The sequence below is a fragment of the Lentzea jiangxiensis genome (assembly GCF_900104175.1).
In the GTDB taxonomy this organism is placed as follows: domain Bacteria; phylum Actinomycetota; class Actinomycetes; order Mycobacteriales; family Pseudonocardiaceae; genus Lentzea; species Lentzea jiangxiensis.
In genome coordinates, this window is sequence record NZ_FNIX01000025.1 from 53790 (window position 1) to 73883 (window position 20094).

Below are 20094 nucleotides of genomic sequence, written 5' to 3' on the forward strand. Positions count from 1 at the left end.
CCGTGCGTGCCATTCAGATCACCGAGTTCGGTGGCCCCGAGGTGTTGCAGCAGGTGGAGCTGCCCGACCCCGTCGCGGGTGAGGGCGAGGTGCTGATCAACGTCTCGCGCGCCGGCCTGAACTACGCGGACACGCACCAGGCGGAGAACTCCTACCTGGCGAAGATGGAGCTGCCGATGGTTCCCGGCGGCGAGGTCGCCGGGGTCACCGCGGACGGCCGCCGGGTCGTCGCCCTGACGAAGAGCTCCGGTGGTTACGCGGAGAAGGCCGTCGCTCCCGCTCTGACCACCTTCGACGTTCCTGACGGCGTCGACGACCTGACGGCGCTGTCGTTGGTCGTCCAGGGCGCCACCGCCTGGTTGTTGCTGCGGAAGTCGACCCACATGGAGCCCGGCGAGTCGGTCGTCGTGCACGCCGCCGCCGGTGGCGTGGGCACGATCGCCGTCCAGCTGGCCAAGTTGTGGGGTGCCGGGCGGGTCATCGCCACGGCTTCTTCCGACGACAAGCGGAAGCTGGCCCTGGACCTGGGGGCTGACGTCGCCGTCGACTCGCGTTCGCCGGACATGACCGCCGCGCTGATCGAGGCGAACGGCGGGCGGCGGGTCGACGTCGTGCTGGACATGACCGGAGGGGCTACCACTGACCAGTCCTTGGTGGCGCTGGCTCCGTTCGGGCGCCTTGCGTTTTACGGCATGGCCTCGCGGGAAAGGCCGAAGCCGGTCGACCTCGGGGCGTTGCTGGTGCACTCCACGACCGTTGCGGGTATGTGGCTGCCGCACGCGCTGAGGGTCCGGGACGCGGAGCACGGGACGCTCGCCCATCGCGCCATGGCGGAGCTGTTCGCGCTGGTGGTGGACGGGAAGGTGAAGGCTGTTCCCGGTGGGGAGTACGGGTTGGGGGAGATCCGGCAGGCTCACGAGGACCTCCGGTCGCGGAAGACGACCGGGAAGCTCCTGCTCGACCCGTCGCGCTGACCGAACACCGCCGTCACCAGGCCGGTGAAACGCCGGGAGGGGCGGTCCGCCGAAGCGGCCGCCCCTCCCGGTCCTGCGGGTCCTACTCGGAGAGCTCCGCCAGCTGCGCCTTCACCCTGGCCAGCTCGGCTTCCAGCTCCTCCATGCGGGTGCGGTGCTGGTCGCGCGCCGCCTCGAGCACCGACTCGATGCCCTCGGCGATGTCCTCGTGCAGCTCCTTGGCCGCCTTCGCCACCGCGATGGCCGGGATCACCAGGCCCGACACGACTCGCTGCGTGCCGTGGACCAGGTCCGCCTGCCATTCGCCTTCGGCGGTGCCGGTCACCGTGAGCGTGAGCTCGACGGTGCGGGTCTTCTTCGCCGTGCTCTTCGGGCGGCCGGCCTTCGGCTTCTCAGCCTTGGGGGCTTCGGCCTTCGGAGCCTCGGCGGGCTTCGGGGCCTCCACCGGCTTCGGAGCCTCGGCCTTCTCGGCCGCGGGGGCCGGCGCCGGAGTCTCCTCCACGACGGTCTCCTCGACTGCCTGCACCTCGGTGAGCGTGTCCGACACGATCAGGTTTCCTCTCTGCGCAACGACGTGACCCCGGGCACAGCGTAGAACACGTGTTCGATCAGACGTGAGCGGGGTCAGCGCAGAGCCTAGTCAGTCAGTACGGCGGGAGCTGTACGCGCCACTGCCGTTCCACGTCCAGGACGCCTGGTACGGCCTGCAGGGCCGGGATGGCCCTGACCTCCGCCGTGCCGGTCACGACGCCCAGCGCTTCGAGGACCGTGTCGACGACCAGACCGGCCTCCCGCAGGTCGTCGAGGACCTGCGGGAGGGTGTCCTCCGCCACGGAGACCATCACCTGGTCCACCGGAGCGGTCATGGCGCCTGGACTAGTCCGCTGCCGATGTCGGTGGACGGCAGGGGCAGGCGCAGGGCGGTGCCGACGAGGCGTGCCCACAGCTCGTGGCCGCGGGCTCCGGTCTTCTCCGCGATCAGGACGGCCACGCCCGCCGCGTGCGGGGTCGCCATCGACGTGCCGCGCAGGCGGCGGTACTTCTCCGGCAGCTTGAACGACGAGTAGACGTCCACGCCCGGTGCGCACACGTCGATCTGGCCGATCTTGTCCGCCGAACCCGAGGAGAACGACGCGATCGCGCGGTTCACGTCGATCGCCGCCACCGCGATGATGCTGGGGCAGCGGGCCGGGTGGCCGACCGGTGCGATGCGCGCCGGACGTGAGGAGGCGTTGCCCGCCGCGGCGATGATCAGCGTGCCCTTGGCCAGCGCGCGCTGGGCGACCGTCTCGTAGATCTGCGAGTACGGCGTGTTCACCGGGACGTCGGCGCCCAGGGACATCGAGACGATGGCGCAGCCGTTCGCGACGGCCCAGTCGATGCCCGCGAGGATGCCGCCGTCGGTGCCGGAGCCCGCGTTCGACAGCACCTTGCCCGCGAAGATCTCGGCCTCGTGGGCGACGCCGTAGCCGGGCGGGGTCGCGGGTTTGCGCGGGCCCGCGGACGTGCCGACGCAGTGCGTGCCGTGGCCGTGGCCGTCCTGCACGTCCTCGCCGGTGATGAACGACTTCGTGGTGATGGCGCGGCCGGTGAAGTCCGGGTGGTTCTTCTCCCAGCCGGTGTCCAGGACCGCGATCTTGATGCCCTTGCCGGTGGCCGTGCTGACGTCCGCGCCGACCGCCTGCAGCCCCCAGGTCAGCACGGACTCGTCGGCCACCGCCTCCGGCGCCTCCTCTTCCGCCGGCGCCGCGAACACGTGCACGACGCGTTCCGGCTCGACGATCTGGACCGGGCCGGGGCGCTCGGCGGCGCCGTTCAGCTCGGCCAGCAGGTTCGGGTCCGCGGACACGACCGCGACGCCCAGTTCCGCGAAGACCTGGACGGCGTCCGCGTCCAGGTCACCGCTGTTCGGGTCGAACCCGGCGATGGCGCCGAGTTCGGCCAAGCCCTCTTCGACCGCGTCCTCCTGCAACAGCACGAGGAAACGACCTGTGGTCTCCACTTCCGCGGGTTCGGTCATGAGGATTCACCCCTACTCTCCTGTTGAGCCCTCACTAGAGAGTCGTCACATCGGGGCAGTTGTTTCAGGCCATTTGCCGTCTGCGTGCGAAGAATTCACCGATCGGCTCAACGTACTTGGCCGCGATCGGGCCCAGGATGGCCATCAGGAGCACGTACGCGGTCGCGAGGGCGGCCAGTTCGGAGCTCACCTGGCCCGACGCCACGGCCAGGCCGGCGATGACGATGGAGAACTCGCCGCGCGCGACGAGCGCCGCTCCCGCACGCATGCGGCCCATCTTGCCGATGCCCTGGCGCCGCGCCGCCCACCAGCCGGTGAAGACCTTCGTCGCCGTCGTGACGGCGGCCAGCGCCACCGCGATGCCGAGGACGGGCGGGATCGAGCGCGGGTCGGTGTTGAGGCCGAACACCACGAAGAACATCGCGGCGAACAGGTCCCGGAGCGGTTCGAGCAGGCGCGTGGCGTTCTCGGCGGTCGAGCCGGAAATCGCGATGCCGAGCAGGAACGCGCCGACCGCCGCCGACACCTGCAGCTGCGAGGCGACGCCCGCGACGAGCAGGGCCGAGCCGAGCAGCTTGAGCAGGAACACCTCGTGGTCGGGACTGTCCACAATGGCTGAGATGAACCGGCCGTACTTCAACGCCACCACCAGGACCACGGTGATGGCGAACAGCGAGATGCCGACCGAGGTGAGCCCGCCGAGGAAGCTCACACCCGCGAGCACGGCGGTGAGCACCGGCAGGTACACGGCCATCGCGAGGTCCTCGAACACGAGCACGGACAGCACGACCGGCGTCTCGCGGTTGCCGAGCCGCCCCAGGTCGCCCAGGACCTTCGCGACGATGCCCGACGACGAGATGTACGTGACGCCCGCCATCGCCAGCGCGCCGACCGGGCCCCAGCCCAGCAGCAGCGCCGCGATCGCGCCCGGCGCCGAGTTGAGCACCAGGTCGAGCACACCGGCCATCCACGACTTCTTCAAACCGGTCGTGAGCTCCGACGCCGAGTACTCGAGGCCGAGGAGCAGCAGGAGCAGCACGACGCCGATCTCGCTGGCGAGGTGCGTGAACTCCTCGATGCCGTGCAACGGGACCAGCCCGCCGTGCCCGAACGCCAGTCCACCGACCAGGTAGAGCGGGATCGGGGAGATTCCGGCACGCCGAGCCACACGACCCAGCAGGCCGAGGCCGAAGAACACCGCGCCGAGCTGGATCATGGCGATTGTTGTCTCGTGCACTGTGATTAACCGCCGTGGAGGATCTCAGCGGCGGCGTCGAGGCCTTCCGCGGTGCCGACGACGACCGCGAGGTCGCCGTTTTCGAAGAGGAAGTCGGGGCCGGGCGACGGATGCGCGTTGCCCGCGCGGACGACGGCCACGACGGACACACTGGTCCTGGTGCGCAGAGCGGTCTCGCCGAGCGTGCGGTTCGCGAAGGCGGTGACCGGCAGCTGGCGGGTGGTGATGCCCGCGATGTCGCGGGTCTCCTCGCGCAGGTGGGCGACGAGCTGCGGCGCGCCGAGCAGGCCCGCGAGCGTGCTCGCCTCCTCCGGTGAGAGGGGTATCGACGCCGCGCAGGAGTCCGGATCGCTCGCCTTGGAGAGGATGAGCTCGAACCGGCCGTCCCGGTACGTGATCACACCGACGCGACGGCCGGCACGGATCATGAAGTCCTGACGCGTGCCGATGCCCGGCAGGGGCGTGATCTCTACGTTCACACAGATCATGATACGTGCATGTCCGAAACATCGAGGACGCTCCGCGTGGGCCCCGTGCGCCGGGGCTGGATCGTCCGGGAGCGCGTGCCCGGCCCGGACGTCGACGAGTTCGCCGAACCCGGTCAGGTGATCGGGGCGCTCGCGAGAGCCCCGCACGGCACGTTGCTCGCCGTGCAGCACCCGCACCGCACGCCCGCCGCGCTGGCCGCCGGCACCGGGCTGCTCGACGCGCTGCCCGCCGCCCGCACCGAGCTCGCGGCGTTGATCCGGCGGGCCTACCGGGAGGTCACCGACGTCGTCGCGCCGTACCGGGTCGACGGGCCGGACGGCACGGCGTGCGGGCTGCTCTGCCTCGTCGACCCGGACGCGATCGAGCACACCGAGGACGTCTACCCGGACGTGGTCGCCGAACGCGGCCGGGTGCTGGCGTCGCTGGGCATCGCGACGAGCGCGGCCATGCTGATCCCGGTCACCCCGCACGACCGGCTGACGTCGCTCGTGCTCGGCATGACCGGGGAGCCCGCCGTGTCGCTCGTGGACTCCGGCGGGCGGCGGCACTGGGTGTGGCTCGTCGGACCGGGGGAGGCGCAGGAGGCGTTCCTGCGGGCGGCGGGCGCGCACCCGTTGCTCGTCGCGGACGGCAACCACCGGGTCGCGGCGGCGCGCGAGGCGGGGCTGTCCGGCCTGCTCGCGCTGGTGACGTCCGGGCCGGGGCTGCGGGTCGGGCCGATCCACCGCGCGATCGCCGGGACGGGGCTGGGCGCGTCCGACCTGGTGGCGGCGTGGGAGGGCGTGGGGCTGACGGTGTCGTCGCTGCCCTACGTCGTGGATCCGGAGCCGGGTGTGGTCGTGGTGCGCTGTCCCGACGAGGTGCTGCGCGTCGAGTTGCCCGCCGGCAAGGGGGTCGACCACGCCGTCGTGGAGTCGTTGCTGCTGGGAGCCGCTCTCGGGCTGGACCCGGAGAGCCCGTGCGTGCGGCCGGTCGTCGACCCGTCCGTCGAGGCCGAGGCGGTGCTGCTGATCGCGCCCGTGCCGCTGCGGGAGGTGCTGGAGGGCGGGAAGATGCCGCGCAAGAGCACGTACTTCACCCCCAAGCCGCGCAGCGGGCTCCTGCTGGCCGACCTGTCACCGTAGGTCCCTGCCCGGCGGGTTCGTTCGGCCCTGGTCACCCGGTCCGGCGCGGGAACAGACTCCGGGGGTACGCGCTCACGGGGTCTCTTCCCGGACCTTCGCCCCAGGAAGAGACCCCGTGGCAGAAAGAGGCGCTTCGGAGTCCACCGGCCCTGGTGGTCGTGGACCCGCTGACGTCTCATCGTGGGGAACCAGGTTCGCGGTCTCCCGCCTGTGAGGCACCGACGATGGAACCGGAACGAGGCTTGCTGCGGGTGCGCCGCCACGACGCCGTGGTGGCGCTGACCGGTGAGGTCGACCTGACCACGAGCGACCTGCTGAGGTCGGAGCTCGCCCTCGCCCGCGCCTCGGGGGACGGCGACGTGGTGGTCGACTTCACCGGCCTGACGTTCATCGGCTCGAGCGGCCTGCACGTGCTCATCGAGACCGCCGAGGCGCTGGGCGAGCGGCGGCTGGTGCTGCTCGGCGGCGGCTGGGCCGCTTACGTCGTGAACCTGCTCGGACTCACGCTGAAGTTCCCGAACATCGTTGTCGAACAATGATGTCCGGGCTGTCCACTGAGGACGCCGCTGGAAGGGTCCCGGAGTTCGCCGCCCGCGCCGCGCGCCTGGGGGACGTGCCGCTGGTCCGCGACCGAGATCGCCGTCCCCGGCTCCCCGCCCCGCGTGATCCAGCCGCCGGCGCACGTCGAGACCGGCCTCGACCACTGAAGGCCGTCAGGCGCCGAAGTCCTTGCCGGGCAGCCACCCGTTGGGGATGTCCGTGACGCGCCACCGCGGCACGGCCACCTTGACCGCCCGGACCGGCGTGGCGAGGAACGGGCCCGCCTCGGACACCTTCGCCACGAGCGCTTGCCGCACGAGCTCGTCCTCGGCGCCGCCGACCACCACGGCCGTACCGCGCGCCTGCAGGAACGGCTCCATCGGCGACCCGGTGGACACGACCAGCGACACCTCGGGGTTCTCCCTGATCGCCTTGAGCGTCCGCCCGCGCTCCTCCAGCACGAGAACGAGCTCGTGCGGCCCCCGTTCGGTGAAGTACACGCCGCTCACCCACGAGCCGTCCGAACCGGCCGTGGCGAGGAACATCGACTTGTGCGCGGCGAGCGTGCGGTGCAGCAACGCCTCGACGGCGCCGCGCTGTCCGGTGGTGGTCACTGGTCCTCCGTGAGTTCGGTGATGCGCTCACGGAATCGGCCCCGGCGCAGCGCGGCTGTTGCGAATTCCACCGATCGATACCGTTGCGACGGGCCACCGGCGGCGGGCGATCACGGACGCGGCTGTCGCGCCGGAGCGGCCGTGGACTGTCCCGCCTGCGGTGTGAGCGTTCGCACCAGGCACAATGTGGGCCGTGGGTGTCTCGGAGGGAGCTGCGGTGGGCCAGGGTCAGTTGCGCGGTGTGGTCGCTCTCGACGGACCGTCCGGCACCGGCAAGTCCACCGTCGCGAAGCGGCTCGCGATGGCGCTGGACGCGCGCTACCTCGACACCGGCTCGATGTACCGGGCGATCACGGTGGCGGTGCTGCGCGCGGGAGTGGACCCGGCTGACGAGGCGGAGGTCGCCGAGGTCGCGGACAACGCGGTGCTGGTCGTCGGCACCGACCCCGCTCGGCCGGGCATCACGCTCGACGGCGACGACGTGTCGGCGGAGATCCGCGGCCCCGAGGTGACCCTCGCGGTGTCGCCGGTGTCCGCGGCGCGGCACGTGCGGGAGCTGCTCGTGGCCCAGCAGCGCGCGATCATCGCGGACGCGCTGGACCACGTGGGCGGCATCGTCGTCGAGGGGCGTGACATCGGCACCGTCGTGTCGCCGGACGCCCCGCTGAAGGTCTACCTGACGGCGTCGGCCGACGCGCGGGCCGTGCGCAGGACCAAGCAGGACAACGCCGCCGGCCGTCAGTCCACTGTGGACGCGGTGCTGGCGGACGTGCAGCGCCGGGACGACTACGACTCGTCGCGCGCGGTGTCGCCGTTGAAGGCGGCCGAAGACGCGGTGGAGCTCGACAACACCGACCTCGACCTCGCGGGCACCATCGACGCGTTGCTCGAGCTCGTGCACGAGCGCGGGCTGCGGGTGACCGGGTGAGCGTTCCCGAGGGGACACTGCCCTGGCTGTTCGACCTCGGGCGCTGGATCGGGCGCGTCCCCTACGCCTGGCAGTTCCGGCTGCGGGTGCACGGGCGCGACCGCGTACCCTTGAGCGGCGGCGTGGTCGTCGTCGCCAACCACAGCTCGATGGCCGACGGGCCGATCCTGTTCGGGGTGCTGCCCCGGCGCGTGACGTTCCTGATCAAGCAGGAGATGTTCCAAGGCGTCGTCGGCTACCTCCTGCGCAAGATCGGGCAGATCCCCGTCAAGCGGCAGGAGGCCGACCGCACAGCGCTGACCAGCGCGTTGTCCGTGCTCAGAGCAGGCGGTGTGATCGGGGTCTTCCCCGAGGGCACGCGCGGCGAGGGCGACGTGGCGAACGCGCAGAACGGCGCGGCGTGGCTGGCCAAGACCTCCGGCGCGGTGGTGCTGCCGATCGCCTGCCGCGGGACCTACCAGGCGAAGGGCTGGCGGCCCGAGGTCGACGTGCTGATCGGTGAGCCGTTCCACCTCCCCGAGGGGAAGGGACGAGCCGCCCTGGGCGTTGCGACCGAGCAGGTGCGCGACCGCCTGGCGACACTGGTCGCCGAACTAGACGGACAACGTGCGAGTGAGGGAAGACGATGACGGACCTGGACGGCACCTGGGAGGACGAGGCCGACTGGTCAGCCTTCGACGACCTCGACGGCGAGGGCGGCGGGGAATCCGCGCCGCCACAGCCGGTGCTCGCGGTGGTCGGACGGCCGAACGTCGGCAAGTCCACGCTGGTCAACCGCATCATCGGCCGCCGTGAGGCCGTGGTGCAGGACGTGCCGGGCGTGACGCGTGACCGCGTGGCGTACGACGCGCTGTGGAACGGCCGCAAGTTCACCGTGGTCGACACGGGTGGCTGGGAGCCGGACGCGGTCGGGCTGCAGGCCTCCGTGGCCGCCCAGGCCGAGCTCGCGATGGCGACCGCGGACGTGATCCTGCTGGTCGTGGACGGCTCCGTCGGCGCGACGTCGACCGAGGAGGCCGTCGCGAAGGTCCTGCGCCGGTCGAAGAAGCCCGTGATCCTGTGCGCGTCGAAGGTGGACGACGACCGGCTGCTGGCCGACATCGCGTCGCTGTGGTCGCTGGGCCTCGGCGAGCCGTACCCGGTCTCCGGCCTGCACGGCCGCGGCTCCGGTGACCTGCTCGACGTGATCCTCGACAAGCTGCCCGAGACCCCGCGCGACGACTTCGGCGCCCGCAGCGGCGGCCCCCGGCGCGTGGCGCTCGTCGGCAAGCCGAACGTCGGCAAGTCGTCGCTGCTCAACCGCCTGACCGGCGAGAACCGCTCGGTCGTCGACTCGGTCGCCGGCACCACCGTCGACCCGGTCGACTCGCTGGTGGAGCTCGACGGCGAGATCTGGCGCTTCGTCGACACCGCCGGTCTGCGCAAGCGGGTGAAGTTCGAGAGCGGCGCCGAGTACTACGCCTCGCTGCGCACGAAGTCCGCGATCGAGACCGCCGAGGTCGCGATCGTGCTGCTCGACGCCCACGAGCCGCTCGCCGAGCAGGACCTGCGCGTGCTGACGATGGTCGTCGAGTCGGGCCGCGCCTGCGTGCTGGCGTTCAACAAGTGGGACCTCGTCGACGAGGACCGCCGCAACGAGATGATCCGCGAGCTCGAACGCGGCCTGGTGCGCGTCCCGTGGGCCGACAAGGTCAACATCTCGGCCCTGACCGGCCGCGCCGTGCACAAGCTCGCGCCGGCGTTGCGCACGGCGTTGAACTCGTGGGACACCCGAGTCCCGACCGGCCGCCTGAACCAGTGGCTGACCGAGCTCATCGCCGCGACCCCGCCGCCCGTGCGCGGCGGCAAGCAGCCGAAGGTGCTGTTCGCGACCCAGGCCTCGACCCGCCCGCCGACGTTCGTGCTGTTCACGACCGGTTTCCTCGAGGCGTCGTACCGCCGCTTCATCGAGCGCAGGCTGCGCGAGGAGTTCGGCTTCGAGGGCAGCCCGGTCCGCATCTCCGTGCGCGTGCGCGAGAAGAAGAAGGCCGGCGCAGGCAAGAAGTAGCTCACCCGTTGATGACCCGACCAGCCGGTTGCCCTTCGTGACGGGGTGCGGTTGGTTGGGTTGGTGGCCGTACGAGTGGTGCTAGCCGACGACGAGGCCCTGCTGCGGCGGGGCCTGAAAGTCCTCCTCGAAGCCGATGGCCGGGTGGAGGTGGTCGGCGAGGCGGCCGACGGCGCCGAACTGGTCGAGGTCGTCCTGGCCCACCTGCCGGACGTCGTGCTGGTCGACGTCCAGATGCCCGGCGTCGACGGCCTGGAGGCCGTGCGCCGCCTGCGCACGTGGGCCACCCCGCCGGCCATCGCCGTGCTGACCACGTTCGACCTCGACGACTACGTGGCGACCGCCCTGGACCTGGGCGCCCAGGGCTTCCTGCTGAAGGACGCCGAACCCGAGGCCCTCGTCCGCGCCGTGGTGGATCTCGCCGCCGGCGGCGCGGTCCTGGACCCGCGCATCACCGCCCGCCTGCTTCCCCGCCTGAGGGGCTTCCGCGCCAACCGCCAGCTGAATTCGCTGTCCGCACGCGAACGCCAGGTGCTCGAACTGGTCGCCAGCGGCCGCTCGAACCACTCGATCGCCGAGCAGCTCTGCCTGTCCGAGGCGACGGTGAAGAGCTACGTGTCCACCGTCCTCACCAAACTGGGAGTGGAGAACCGGGTGCAGGCGGCCCTGGTCGCCCACCAGGTCGGTGCGTGGTGAAGGCAGTCCTGCGCGAGGTCCTCACCGTGGGCATCACCACGGGCGTAGTCCTCCTGACCCAGGACCGCCCGTTCCCGTGGTCGCTGTGGACAGCTGTCATCGCCGCACTGCTCCTCTCCACACGCCTGCGCTGGCCGTGGCTCGCCTCCCTGATCTGCATCCCGGCCGTAGCCGGCGGCCTCGGCTGGGCCCCGGCGCTCGTCGCCCAGTTCCGCCTGGGCCGCAAGGAGAAGTCCATCCCGCGACAGGTCTTCTGGATGATCGCGATGACCGTCGCCTCGATAGCACCGGTACTCCTGACCGAGTCCATCCCCCCAGGCCCGCTGCTCCTGGCCACAGCCTTCGCCTTCGGCCTGGCCGCCGCCCCCACCGTCCTCGGCGCCCTCGTCACCACCCGCAAGGAACTGACCACGTCCCTGTACGAAACCCGCAGAGCCCGAGCCGCGGAGCTGGAAGCTCGAGAAACCTCCGCCCGAGCAGCGGAACGAGCCCGGATAGCCCGCGAGATCCACGACGCGGTAGGCCACCACGCCACCCTGATAGCAGTCGAGTCAGCCGCCCTGGCCGCCACGGCCCCGGACGACACCGTCCGCGAGACCGCGCTGCGCCTGCGTTCCCTCGCAAAGGAATCACTCGCCGAGATGCGAGCCGCCCTGGGCCTGCTGAACTCCGACACCACCTACCCGTCCCTGCAAGAGCTGGTCGACCGAGCCCGCGTGGCAGGCGTGTCCGTGACCCTCTCCGAAACAGGCGACGCACCTCTGTCGCCGGCAGTGTCACGCGCCCTGTTCCGAGTGGTCCAGGAAGCCCTGACCAACGTGACGAAACACGCCCCAGGCGCCTCCGTGACCGTGACCGTGAACCGCGGCTCACCCGTCCTGGTCTCGGTGGTGAACGGGCCAGGGGAATCACCTTCGCCGGGTGACGGCGGAGGCGCGGGCCTGCACGGCCTGTCCGAGCGAGTCCGCCTGGCCGGCGGCACCCTGACCACCTCCTACCGCGCCGACGGCGGCTTCAGCGTCAGCGCCGTCCTACCACCCGGTAAGTCGAAGGTTGACGTACAAGACTCGACTTTCGGCGGTGGCGCCCGCGACGCCGCCACCGCATAGTTCAGGGTGTCGGTCGAGGATCGGGGGATCGGTCGGACCGAGGGGCGCAGGGACCCGAACTTCGGGTCCCTGCCGTATTTCCGCAGCTCACGGCCTGTGGTGGGGGCCGTTTTTGATCTCTGTGCAGGGTGTTGTAGGATTTCCCATGCACGCCGGGGAACCGGGAGTGCGGCCGGGACGTGGCGCAGTTTGGTAGCGCACTTGACTGGGGGTCAAGGGGTCGCAGGTTCAAATCCTGTCGTCCCGACGGCCAATGACCAGCGGGTTTACCTTTCGAGGTAAACCCGCTGGTGTCGTTTTTGCTCGATTGTGGTCGTAAAGTGGTCGCGCTACGCCGCCTCGGCTTCTTTCAATGCCGTCTCGATCGCTCTCACCGCATCGAGGGCAACATGGCGGAGCAGGTGACCGTAGATCTCCGTTGTTGTCGACAAGGTCGAGTGGCGCAGCGTCTTCGATGCCATGGCGAGTGGAACTTGTGAGCTGAGCATCGTGGTCGCGGCGAAGTGGCGCAGGTCGTGCTTTGTCCCCATCGCTCATGGGCAACAGGCGCAGAAACGCGAACGCGTTGGTCACGCTTAGGTAGGCCAGTCGGAGCAGCATGGCCGGTCATCATGCCGTGCTTGTCGGCAGCAGGGCGGGATCATGACCGCTTCCGTGCATGGTCTCGATAGGCCCTCTGCCACCTGCATGGATGACGTTTTCGGCAGGCACATGCTTGGGGCGGGATCTGGCTGCGTGGCGGCGTGCGATGAGGTCGCGGTGCCACCGCAGCACCGTCTCCGGACGTACCAGTAGCCGGAGCCGATGAAGCGTGGCGGCCGGGAGTCGGTGCAGCAGTGCCGCGAGGAACGCCCGGTCGGCGGGGGAGAACCGAGGGCGGTCCTTACCCAGTTGGCGTTCCAGGATCGTGATCTGGTGCCGTGGTGCCAGGATCTCCGTGTCCTTGTCCCGGTCGCTCATGGGCAACAGGCGCAGCAGCGCAAAGGCGTTGGTGACGCCCAGGTAGGCCAGTTGGAGCAGCACAGCCGGTCATCATGCCGCGTCACCGACAAGCCCGTGGAACACGAGCATCCTTGCGGGCCATCCCGAGCCCGTGTCCCGAGCTCGCTTCTGACCTGCATGGAGGGAGTTATCGCTAGGCACAGGGGCATCGCGGCCGGTTCACGCTCCGCGGTGTAGCCACTGCGCCAGCTTGCGGGACATCCCGCTCGATTGCTGGCCGGGCCGCTGCTGCTCCCCGGCCAAGGCCGTGAGCAGCGAGATCCCGCCGGTGAGGGCCGGGATCAGCCATTGGCAGACGTCCAGTTGCCGTTGAAGGTGCGCGATCTCCGGCGGGGTGGATTCCGCCGGGGTGGTGCCGCCCTCGACCGGGACGCCGTCGGCGGCGCGCAGCTTCTTGCCCAGCGTCCTGCTGTAGCCGGTCACCGCCAGCGCGGCTCCGGTCAGGACGAGCTTGGCAGCGGTCTGGGCCGCTACTCCGCGCTGATCGGCGACACGGTCCCGGTTGGCTCGCAGCAGCGCCGTCCCGCCCACCAAGTGCATGCCGATGGCTGCGGCGTTGACTGGTGTCCAGCGTGCCCAGCCGGCGTTGGCCACCTTCAGCCGCATCCTGCGGTCCGGGAGGTCGGCGGCAGCCCCGTTGACGGCGACCGCCCCGGCAAGGGATCCGCCGAACCAGGCGGCGAGACCGATGTCGTGCATGGCGCGGACGAAAGTGTTGCGCTGGGACATGATTCTCCTTCGGCTTGGGTCCCGTGCGTCGATGCACGGCGACAATTCAGTCGATCGCGGTAATACCTCTGACCCCGGGTGCCAGGACATGGCCGGTCCGGGGGCGTAGCCGGAGGCGGGGTGCGACCGCGGTAGAGCCGCATTCCCACCTGTACCCCTGCCCGCCAAACTCGCCGCCCAAGCCACCGACGCGGTTCTCTGAGGCGCTGTCGAGTTCGGTCAGCGACCTCTGGTCCCTCGGTGTCGACCTGTCGGGCAGTCCTTCGCGCGCCGTAAGGCGTGTCGGCGTTCGTTTCTTCGGCTTGATCGTTTCGATGACGTCGCTCCCCGGCGCCGCGCATGATGCCGCTCTTCTTGAAGTGCAACCGGGAGCGGGACAGTCCTCCCAAGTACCCGGAGCAGTTCCGGAAGGACTCCGTTGAGCTGGCCCGCTCGTCGGACCGGCCGTTGCGCAGGTCGCTCAGCGGCGACCCGAAGTCGGTGCGGCGGAGCCGCGAGGAACGCCCGGTCACCGGCAGACAACTGGGGGACCGGCATTACCCGGTCGCCTTCCCGGGGGCGTGATCCGATGCTGCAGCGCCAGGATCTCCGCCCAGGGCGGCATGGCCTGTCATCATGCCGCGTCAGTCGCCGGCGATGGGGAAGACGGCAGGCACACCGTCATGGCAAGGCATTGAGCAGGACGGTGAGCAGGACCGATGCCACGACCGAGATGACCAGCATCGTCAGACGACCCGCGCGGCCACCTGGGAACTCTATGCGGGTGTTGCCGAAGCGCATGAGGAACTCGTCGCCCTTCTCAGGTCAACGCCCCGGGGTGTGGTGGTCGGTAACGTCGCGCCTCTTGCGGCCGGCCAGGCCCGCCAACCCCAGCAAGCCGAGAAGACCCCACAGGCCCCAGTTGCCGCTGTCGTCATCGGTGTTGTTGTCGTCCTGAGCCACCACCGCTGCGGCGGCACGTGGCTCGATCACATAGGCGGATGCGGCCGCAGTCGGAGCAGCCGCCAGGGTCGAACCGATAACAAGCACGGCCATGAAGCGCTTGATGTCGCTCATGTCGTTCCCTCCGGTCCATCGGTGGTCGGGACGCCACGGGTACCGCCGGAGAGGCCGTCCATGCACTCGTCCGCCACATGCACCCGTGCGAGTGAAGGTGCACTGCCTATGGGCGACATCATTGTGAAAATCCGGCGCGAGCACCGCGCCAGTACCCCGATGCGGAACCGCCGGGATGTTTGACGGTGAACGATCATTTGATCGCGCCCACCTGCCACACGATCACGATCGGTGATGGTGCCCTGTCGTTCCGGATGCACGTCACTCGACCAGGTGAAGATGAAGACCGGACACCGGATTTCATGCCATGAGGGCGAGACGTTGACGATAGCCGACACGGACTTCATGCGGAGTCCGGTAGCTGAGTGTCGAGTGTAGACGGTCATGGTTGTAGTAGCCGCAGTAGGCGAAACCTCCCTGCGGGCATCGTCGCGGGTGTCCCGGACGGTGGTGCCGATCTCGGTTTTCAGGTGGTGAAGAACGACTCGACGACGGCGTTGTCGAAGCACGACCCGGTCCGCCCCAACGACGACCGGATGCCGTGACCGGCGATGCGGAGCGGAACGGTCCGGAGGTGTATTGCTTGAGTTCAACCGGTCGTTGCAACACCAGCTTGTTGGAGCGAGCGTAGCTGTTGCTCGAAGACGTCGGCTGGAGTCTGCCAGTCGAGGCTCTTTCGGGGTCGGTTGTTGAGCGCGGACCTGGAGGTGAAGATCACCCAGGCGCACAAGAACTCCGACGGGACCTACGGGTAGCCGCGGATCACCGCGGAGTTACGGGATCAGGGCGAGGTGGTCAGCGCCAAGACCGTCACCAAGGTCATGGCCGGGATCGGGAGCGAGGGCATCAGCCCGCGCACGTTCAAGGTGAGCACGACGACCGCCGACCCGTCCGCTTCGTTCCCGCCGGATCTTGTCGAGCGCGAGTTCGACCAGCGCCGGCTGAACGCCGTCTGGCTCACCGACATCACGTACTTGTCCTGTGGTGAGGGCGAGATGTTCCTGTGCGCAATCCGCGACGGGCACTCGCGCAGGGTGCTCGGCTACAGCGTCGCCGACCACATCAGTGCCGAGATGGTCACCACCGCCATCGAGGCCGCGGTGGCCGCCCGCGGCGGCGATTGTCGTGGCACGGTGCTGCATTCCGACCGCGGCGGCGAGTACACGGCGAATCTGACCGCGCAGGCGTGTTTCCGGCACGGGCTGCGCCGGTCGATGGGCGCGACCGGGATCTGCTGGGACAACAGCCCCGCCGAGTCGTTCTGGTCCACGTTCAAACACGAGCACTACTACCGGCACGTCTACGCCACGACGACGGAATTCGTTGTGACAGTTGACAAGTGGATCCGTTTTTACAACAGTGTGCGGCGGCACTCCAAGCTCGGGATGCGCAGTCCCAGCGACTATGAGAAGTCACTCCGAGCAGCTGCCTGAACCTCTTACGCCCCTATCCACCGTTCGGGGTGAACCTCACCCGTGTCGCGGGCGCGGATGCGGTAGGGCCAGCCGCGCATTGCTGTGCTCGTCGATCAAGCCATGTCGATGGGGGAGATGTCATGGCCGCAACACTCTTGGTGTCGATGACAACTCTGGTCACTTGGATCCCGCACAAGGCGTTCGACCCCGCAACGGTCGACTTGGATCCGTCGCGGGAGGACGATGGGAGGAAATTGGGAGAAGTCAAGGTGTGACAACAGGATTGAGCTGCACTCAAGCGCATCCAACTGCAGCGTCGCGACCTTGTGTTTGCCGAAAATGTCGTCCGTGCAGGTCAGGCGGCGTGGTGGTACTCGTTGAGGATGCCGTCCAGTCGTTTCCGTTGGCAGATGTCGAGTCGGGTGAGGGCCGCTTGGTCGGTGACGGCTGGTGGCAGTGTGCGCCGTGGGCTGGCGTTGGCGATGCCTTGGTGGGGCCGGTGGGTGTTGTAGTACTTCTTGTACTCGCGCAGGGCGTGGAGTAGGTGCGGTCGGTTCGAGATGAGGGTGCGGTCGAGAAGTTCGCGGCGGCAGCTGTGAATCCAGCGTTCCATGATCGCGTTCATGCGTGGTATCCGGATGCCGCTGAGGACGACCTTGATGCCCGCGTCGGCGAGGACGGCGTCGAACAGGACGGGAAACTTGCCGTCGTGGTCGCGGATCAGGAATCGCGCGTGTTGGCCCTCGTCTTCGAGATCCATGACGAGGTTCTGGCGGCTTGGGTGACCGAGGACGCGGTCGGGTGCGCGGTAGCGCCCAGAACCCTGATTCGGCGGCTGGCGTGCTCGATGAACGCGAGCACGTACAGGCGGGTGCCGCTCAACGTATAGGTCTCGAAGAAGTCGCAGGCCAGTAGAGCATCGGCCTGTGAGCGGAGGAAGGCCGACCAGGTCGTCGTGGTGCGCTGGGGCGCCGGGTCGATTCCGGCGTCTTTGAGGATCTGCCAGACGGTGGAGGCTGCGGCCTTGATGCCGAGCACGAGGAGTTCGCCGTGGATCCGGCTGTAGCCCCAGGCGGGATTCTCCCGTGCCAGGCGCAGCACCAGGAGCCGGATCGAGCGGATGGTCCGTGGACGGCCGAGCCGCTTGGGGCGGGATCTGATCGCGTGGCGGCGTTTGATGAAGTCCTGGTGTCACCGAAGCACTGTCTCCGGGCGCACCAGCAGACGGAGCCGACGAAGCTTATCGACCGGAAGTCGGTGCAGCAGTGCCGCGAGGAACGCTCGGTCGCCGGGGAGAACCGTGGACGGGCGTTACCCAGTTGGCGTTCCACAGCCGTGATCTGGTGCCGTAACGCCAGGATTTCCGTGTCCTTGTCCCAGTCGCTCATGGGCAGCAGGCGCAGCAAGGCGAACGCGTTGGTCACACCGAGGTAGGCCAGTCGGAGCAGCACAGCCGGTCATCATGCCGTGCTGGACGACGTCACGCGGATGACAACCGTAGCCCGTGAGAGCTTCAGGCACTTGGGCTATGTAGGCCTTCTAACTGTATGGATGAGGTTTTCGGCAGGCACAACGCTCCTGCGCCACCTGAACCTGCCGGACGGCGCGGCGTGCGGCGACCTGGCCCGGCTCACCGCAGTTCCCCCTGGCCAGAGCTGCACGACGGGTGGCCAGTTCGCGTACACGGACGCACGCCGCGTGCGCTCGAACACGAGCCCGCTCGGCACCCTCCACCGTGGTGATCACTACCCCAGGGGCCCCGATGGAAGCCGTTCAAGAAACTGAGGCCGCGCCGGTGACAGGCGCCATCGCGGCCCCGAACCACTTCGCTCGGGCCGGCACCGAGGACGTGCTCATCTACGAGCGGCGGAGCAGTTTCCGCACTACGGTGACCGCGACCGCGACGGCCAGCACCCACGGGCCGGCCACGATGACCGGGTCCAGGACCTGGTGCTTGACGTCGGACCGCTTCTGGCCGACGCGGGAGGAGATGCCGTGTCGGGAGAACTCGCTCAGCACCCCCGTCTCGGTGACCGGGTTGTCCGGCCGGGCCGTCAGGAACGAGCTCAGGTGGCTCTCCCACGCGTCCACCCGGTCGGCTGCCAGCAGCAGCAGCCAGTGCGCGGCCCGCGCCTCGCTGAACTTCCGGTAGGCGAGTCGGCGGATCATTCCGGACACCCCTTTGGGCGGGCAGGAGGTGCCGAAGACGGGGGTGAGGAACTTGTGCTCGATCGAGCGTTCCCGCGGCCACTTCTCCGGTTGGCGGTCCGGGAAGTCCCAGTGCGCGCCGGTCCGGTCCTCCTGCCACTGCAGCTTCGGCACCGACGGGCGGTCCTTGGGATCCAGATCCGCGCCCCAGCCCGGTATCCGGGCCCGCAGCTGGTCGGTGGACTCGGGCAGCGCCGGCTTGTCCGACGTGTAGGTCATGGCGGTCGTCTCCTTCAGACGGCGTTGGGCACGATCAGCGGCTTGATGCAGCCGTCCAATTTGGCCGAGAACATGTGGTAGCCCTCGGCGATGTGCTCCAGCGGGATGCGGTGGGTGACGATGTCGCTGGGCTTGAGGTAGCCGTTGCGGATGTGCTCGAACAGCCGCGGCCACTGCCGCTTGACGTGGCACTGGTTCATCCGCAGCGTCAAGCCCTTGTTCATGGCGTCGCCGAACTTCACCGCGCTGAACATCGGGCCGTAGGCGCCCATCACCGAGATCGTGCCGCCCTTGCGGACCGAGTCGATGGCCCAGTTGAGCGCTACCGGGGAGCCGCCCTGGAGCTTCAGCTTGGCCGCGGTGACGTGCTGGGTGAAGTTGCCGTCCGCCTCCGCGCCCACGGCGTCGATCGCGACGTCCGCGCCGAGATGGCCGGTGATCTTCTTCATGTGCACCACGATGTCGTCGCACTCGGTGAAGTTCACGGTCTCGGCGTGGGCGAACGTGCGGGCCTTGGCCAGGCGGTACTCGAGGTGGTCGACGACGACGACGCGGCCGGCACCCATCAGCCAAGCCGACTTCGCCGCGAACAGGCCGACCGGCCCGGCGCCGAAGACCACCACCACGTCACCCTCGACGATGTCGCCGAGCTGCGCCCCGAAGTAACCGGTGGCCAGCGCGTCGGTGAGCAGGACGGCGTCCTCGTCGTCCATCCACTCCGGAATGACGGTTGGCCCCACGTCGGCGAACGGCACCCGGACGTACTCGGCCTGGCCGCCGTCGTAGCCGCCGCAGGTGTGGGAGTAGCCGTAGATGCCGCCCACGGCAGTGGCGTTGGGATTAACGTTGTGGCAGTTGGCGTACAGGCCACGCGCGCAGAACCAGCACGTGCCGCAGAAGATGTTGAACGGCACCATCACGCGGTCGCCGGGCACGAGGTTGCGCACCGAGGGCCCGACCTCCTCGACCACGCCGATGAACTCGTGCCCGAACGTCATGCCCACGCGGGTGTCGGGCATCATGCCGTGGTAGAGGTGCAGGTCGGAGCCGCAGATCGCAGCCATTGTGACCCGCACGATCGCGTCGTTCGGGTGCTCGACGACCGGCGGGGCCTTCTCCTCCACACGGACCTTGTAGGGACCTCGGTAGACCATCGCACGCACGGCGTCTCCTTCGACCGTCACTTCGGTGGGCACCGACCGATGCAACGGCGGGCCACTCGCCAAACCGGCAGGTACCCGCTGTCTCAGTGCATAACCCGCTGCGCGCAGGCAAACGTCGACCGCGGTCGACGATGGAGACCTTCCGGAGTGGTTCGCTCCGACATGCGTCGGCCCGACCTGCTGACGCGGCGTGTCGAGTGCTGCGGCCGTGTTGCGCGGAGACGATTTTGGTCACTTGGTTCACGCACAGGCGTTCGATGCATGCAGCAGCTGACACATATCTGCCGTGGGAGTGAGTTGGGAGGAAATTGGGAGAAGTCAAGGCGTGACAACAGGAGCGAGCTGCGCTCAAGTGCGTCCAACTGCGCCGTCGTGACCTGCCGGTTCGAAGTATTCGCAGGTCAATCTGTGATCCGACCCTGGGGGTCAAGGGGTCGCAGGTTCAAATCCTGTCGTCCCGATGGCCAATGACCAGCGGGTTACCTTTCGAGGTAGACCCGCTGGTGTCGTTTTTGCCCGATTGT

At 69.1% G+C, this 20094-nt stretch carries 25 protein-coding genes and 1 tRNA gene; 11 read left to right on the plus strand and 15 right to left on the minus strand.

What is annotated here, in order from left to right:
- The first annotated feature begins 2 nt into the window (after positions 1-2).
- A complete protein-coding gene (locus tag BLQ91_RS36010) occupies positions 3-974 on the plus strand; it encodes a quinone oxidoreductase family protein (protein WP_090104449.1) in 972 nt (323 codons plus the stop codon).
- 82 nt (positions 975-1056) lie between these two features.
- Here the strand turns inward: BLQ91_RS36010 and BLQ91_RS36015 are convergent, their stop codons facing one another.
- The 5 genes from BLQ91_RS36015 to BLQ91_RS36035 all read right to left on the minus strand — a co-directional run bounded on the left by BLQ91_RS36015 (position 1057) and on the right by BLQ91_RS36035 (position 4710).
- On the minus strand, positions 1057-1521 hold the full coding sequence (locus tag BLQ91_RS36015) for a DUF6319 family protein (RefSeq protein ID WP_245734168.1): 465 nt from the start codon (positions 1519-1521) through the stop codon (positions 1057-1059).
- A 97-nt stretch (positions 1522-1618) separates the two neighbouring features.
- Positions 1619-1840, minus strand: coding sequence for a hypothetical protein (locus tag BLQ91_RS36020; RefSeq protein ID WP_245734169.1), 222 nt, complete (start codon positions 1838-1840; stop codon positions 1619-1621).
- Positions 1837-2994, minus strand: a complete 1158-nt coding sequence (locus BLQ91_RS36025; protein WP_090104451.1) for a S8 family peptidase — start codon at positions 2992-2994, stop codon at positions 1837-1839. Before BLQ91_RS36025 ends, BLQ91_RS36020 begins: the two co-directional genes overlap by 4 nt.
- Before the next feature lie 64 nt (positions 2995-3058).
- Positions 3059-4210: a cation:proton antiporter gene (locus BLQ91_RS36030; RefSeq protein ID WP_240010527.1), complete on the minus strand. Its 1152-nt coding sequence runs from the start codon at positions 4208-4210 to the stop codon at positions 3059-3061.
- 26 nt (positions 4211-4236) lie between these two features.
- Complete coding sequence (locus tag BLQ91_RS36035; protein ID WP_090104455.1) at positions 4237-4710, minus strand: cation:proton antiporter regulatory subunit; 474 nt, start codon at positions 4708-4710, stop codon at positions 4237-4239.
- Between the two features lie 18 nt (positions 4711-4728).
- Here BLQ91_RS36035 and BLQ91_RS36040 point away from each other — a divergent pair, with 18 nt between their 5' ends.
- The gene (locus tag BLQ91_RS36040; RefSeq protein ID WP_090104457.1) at positions 4729-5844 is read left to right on the plus strand and encodes a DUF1015 family protein; all 1116 of its coding nucleotides are present in this window, start codon (positions 4729-4731) and stop codon (positions 5842-5844) included.
- Positions 5845-6068: 224 nt separating this feature from the next.
- Entirely contained in the window at positions 6069-6383 is a 315-nt protein-coding gene (locus BLQ91_RS36045; protein WP_090104459.1) for an STAS domain-containing protein, read from the plus strand.
- A 174-nt stretch (positions 6384-6557) separates the two neighbouring features.
- Here the strand turns inward: BLQ91_RS36045 and BLQ91_RS36050 are convergent, their stop codons facing one another.
- On the minus strand, positions 6558-6998 hold the full coding sequence (locus BLQ91_RS36050) for a pyridoxamine 5'-phosphate oxidase family protein (protein WP_245734170.1): 441 nt from the start codon (positions 6996-6998) through the stop codon (positions 6558-6560).
- Between the two features lie 241 nt (positions 6999-7239).
- Here BLQ91_RS36050 and cmk point away from each other — a divergent pair, with 241 nt between their 5' ends.
- The 6 genes from cmk (at position 7240) to BLQ91_RS36080 (ending at position 12025) form a co-directional block, all read left to right on the plus strand.
- Positions 7240-7926 (plus strand): (d)CMP kinase, encoded by a 687-nt coding sequence (gene cmk / locus BLQ91_RS36055; RefSeq protein WP_245734186.1) that lies wholly within the window; start codon positions 7240-7242, stop codon positions 7924-7926.
- On the plus strand, positions 7923-8555 hold the full coding sequence (locus BLQ91_RS36060) for a lysophospholipid acyltransferase family protein (RefSeq protein WP_090104463.1): 633 nt from the start codon (positions 7923-7925) through the stop codon (positions 8553-8555). Before cmk ends, BLQ91_RS36060 begins: the two co-directional genes overlap by 4 nt.
- Positions 8552-9973, plus strand: coding sequence for a ribosome biogenesis GTPase Der (gene der / locus BLQ91_RS36065; RefSeq protein WP_090104465.1), 1422 nt, complete (start codon positions 8552-8554; stop codon positions 9971-9973). The genes BLQ91_RS36060 and der overlap by 4 nt, the downstream gene beginning before the upstream one ends.
- Before the next feature lie 63 nt (positions 9974-10036).
- Complete coding sequence (locus BLQ91_RS36070; protein WP_245734172.1) at positions 10037-10669, plus strand: response regulator; 633 nt, start codon at positions 10037-10039, stop codon at positions 10667-10669.
- Positions 10663-11778: a sensor histidine kinase gene (locus tag BLQ91_RS36075; protein ID WP_245734174.1), complete on the plus strand. Its 1116-nt coding sequence runs from the start codon at positions 10663-10665 to the stop codon at positions 11776-11778. Before BLQ91_RS36070 ends, BLQ91_RS36075 begins: the two co-directional genes overlap by 7 nt.
- 173 nt (positions 11779-11951) lie before the next feature.
- Positions 11952-12025 (plus strand) — tRNA-Pro (locus BLQ91_RS36080).
- 82 nt (positions 12026-12107) lie between these two features.
- Here the strand turns inward: BLQ91_RS36080 and BLQ91_RS36085 are convergent.
- From BLQ91_RS36085 to BLQ91_RS36095, 3 genes are all read right to left on the minus strand, one after another.
- Positions 12108-12308, minus strand: coding sequence for a tyrosine-type recombinase/integrase (locus tag BLQ91_RS36085; protein ID WP_090104469.1), 201 nt, complete (start codon positions 12306-12308; stop codon positions 12108-12110).
- 79 nt (positions 12309-12387) lie between these two features.
- Positions 12388-12801 (minus strand): hypothetical protein, encoded by a 414-nt coding sequence (locus BLQ91_RS43175; protein ID WP_245734176.1) that lies wholly within the window; start codon positions 12799-12801, stop codon positions 12388-12390.
- 138 nt (positions 12802-12939) lie between these two features.
- Entirely contained in the window at positions 12940-13509 is a 570-nt protein-coding gene (locus BLQ91_RS36095) for a hypothetical protein (protein ID WP_090104471.1), read from the minus strand.
- 354 nt (positions 13510-13863) lie between these two features.
- Between BLQ91_RS36095 and BLQ91_RS36100 the strand changes: the two genes are divergently transcribed.
- The gene (locus BLQ91_RS36100) at positions 13864-14073 is read left to right on the plus strand and encodes a hypothetical protein (RefSeq protein WP_176960139.1); all 210 of its coding nucleotides are present in this window, start codon (positions 13864-13866) and stop codon (positions 14071-14073) included.
- 240 nt (positions 14074-14313) lie between these two features.
- On the opposite strand, the gene BLQ91_RS42315 is transcribed toward BLQ91_RS36100, so the two are convergent.
- Together BLQ91_RS42315 and BLQ91_RS40775 are read right to left on the minus strand one after the other, a co-directional pair.
- The gene (locus tag BLQ91_RS42315; RefSeq protein WP_090104476.1) at positions 14314-14565 is read right to left on the minus strand and encodes a WGxxGxxG family protein; all 252 of its coding nucleotides are present in this window, start codon (positions 14563-14565) and stop codon (positions 14314-14316) included.
- Positions 14562-14912: a hypothetical protein gene (locus BLQ91_RS40775; RefSeq protein WP_143022995.1), complete on the minus strand. Its 351-nt coding sequence runs from the start codon at positions 14910-14912 to the stop codon at positions 14562-14564. The genes BLQ91_RS42315 and BLQ91_RS40775 overlap by 4 nt, the downstream gene beginning before the upstream one ends.
- 414 nt (positions 14913-15326) lie before the next feature.
- Here BLQ91_RS40775 and BLQ91_RS36110 point away from each other — a divergent pair, with 414 nt between their 5' ends.
- Positions 15327-15998, plus strand: coding sequence for an IS3 family transposase (locus tag BLQ91_RS36110; protein WP_143022996.1), 672 nt, complete (start codon positions 15327-15329; stop codon positions 15996-15998).
- A gap of 337 nt (positions 15999-16335) precedes the next feature.
- Here the strand turns inward: BLQ91_RS36110 and BLQ91_RS43180 are convergent, their stop codons facing one another.
- The 4 genes from BLQ91_RS43180 to BLQ91_RS36125 all read right to left on the minus strand — a co-directional run bounded on the left by BLQ91_RS43180 (position 16336) and on the right by BLQ91_RS36125 (position 19603).
- A complete protein-coding gene (locus BLQ91_RS43180; RefSeq protein ID WP_245734177.1) occupies positions 16336-16740 on the minus strand; it encodes a transposase in 405 nt (134 codons plus the stop codon).
- On the minus strand, positions 16701-17081 hold the full coding sequence (locus tag BLQ91_RS43185) for a hypothetical protein (protein WP_245734179.1): 381 nt from the start codon (positions 17079-17081) through the stop codon (positions 16701-16703). Before BLQ91_RS43185 ends, BLQ91_RS43180 begins: the two co-directional genes overlap by 40 nt.
- Before the next feature lie 756 nt (positions 17082-17837).
- Positions 17838-18407 carry a hypothetical protein gene (locus BLQ91_RS36120; protein WP_090104480.1) on the minus strand — a complete coding sequence of 190 codons (570 nt, stop codon included), beginning with the start codon at positions 18405-18407 and terminating at the stop codon, positions 17838-17840.
- A 14-nt stretch (positions 18408-18421) separates the two neighbouring features.
- Positions 18422-19603, minus strand: a complete 1182-nt coding sequence (locus BLQ91_RS36125; protein ID WP_245734181.1) for a zinc-dependent alcohol dehydrogenase — start codon at positions 19601-19603, stop codon at positions 18422-18424.
- Positions 19604-20094: the final 491 nt, after the last annotated feature.

What these genes read in the sequence shown, in the direction of transcription:
- BLQ91_RS36045 (WP_090104459.1), top strand. Translation starts at nt 6,069, where the DNA reads ATGGAACCGGAACGAGGCTTGCTGCGGGTGCGCCGCCACGACGCCGTG.
- BLQ91_RS36095 (WP_090104471.1), bottom strand. Translation starts at nt 13,509, where the DNA reads ATGTCCCAGCGCAACACTTTCGTCCGCGCCATGCACGACATCGGTCTC.
- BLQ91_RS36040 (WP_090104457.1), top strand. Translation starts at nt 4,729, where the DNA reads ATGTCCGAAACATCGAGGACGCTCCGCGTGGGCCCCGTGCGCCGGGGC.
- BLQ91_RS36120 (WP_090104480.1), bottom strand. Translation starts at nt 18,407, where the DNA reads ATGACCTACACGTCGGACAAGCCGGCGCTGCCCGAGTCCACCGACCAG.
- BLQ91_RS36030 (WP_240010527.1), bottom strand. Translation starts at nt 4,210, where the DNA reads ATGATCCAGCTCGGCGCGGTGTTCTTCGGCCTCGGCCTGCTGGGTCGT.
- BLQ91_RS43180 (WP_245734177.1), bottom strand. Translation starts at nt 16,740, where the DNA reads ATGGATCTCGAAGACGAGGGCCAACACGCGCGATTCCTGATCCGCGAC.
- BLQ91_RS42315 (WP_090104476.1), bottom strand. Translation starts at nt 14,565, where the DNA reads ATGAGCGACATCAAGCGCTTCATGGCCGTGCTTGTTATCGGTTCGACC.
- der (WP_090104465.1), top strand. Translation starts at nt 8,552, where the DNA reads ATGACGGACCTGGACGGCACCTGGGAGGACGAGGCCGACTGGTCAGCC.
- BLQ91_RS36085 (WP_090104469.1), bottom strand. Translation starts at nt 12,308, where the DNA reads ATGGGGACAAAGCACGACCTGCGCCACTTCGCCGCGACCACGATGCTC.
- BLQ91_RS36020 (WP_245734169.1), bottom strand. Translation starts at nt 1,840, where the DNA reads ATGACCGCTCCGGTGGACCAGGTGATGGTCTCCGTGGCGGAGGACACC.
- BLQ91_RS40775 (WP_143022995.1), bottom strand. Translation starts at nt 14,912, where the DNA reads ATGAAGTCCGTGTCGGCTATCGTCAACGTCTCGCCCTCATGGCATGAA.
- BLQ91_RS36025 (WP_090104451.1), bottom strand. Translation starts at nt 2,994, where the DNA reads ATGACCGAACCCGCGGAAGTGGAGACCACAGGTCGTTTCCTCGTGCTG.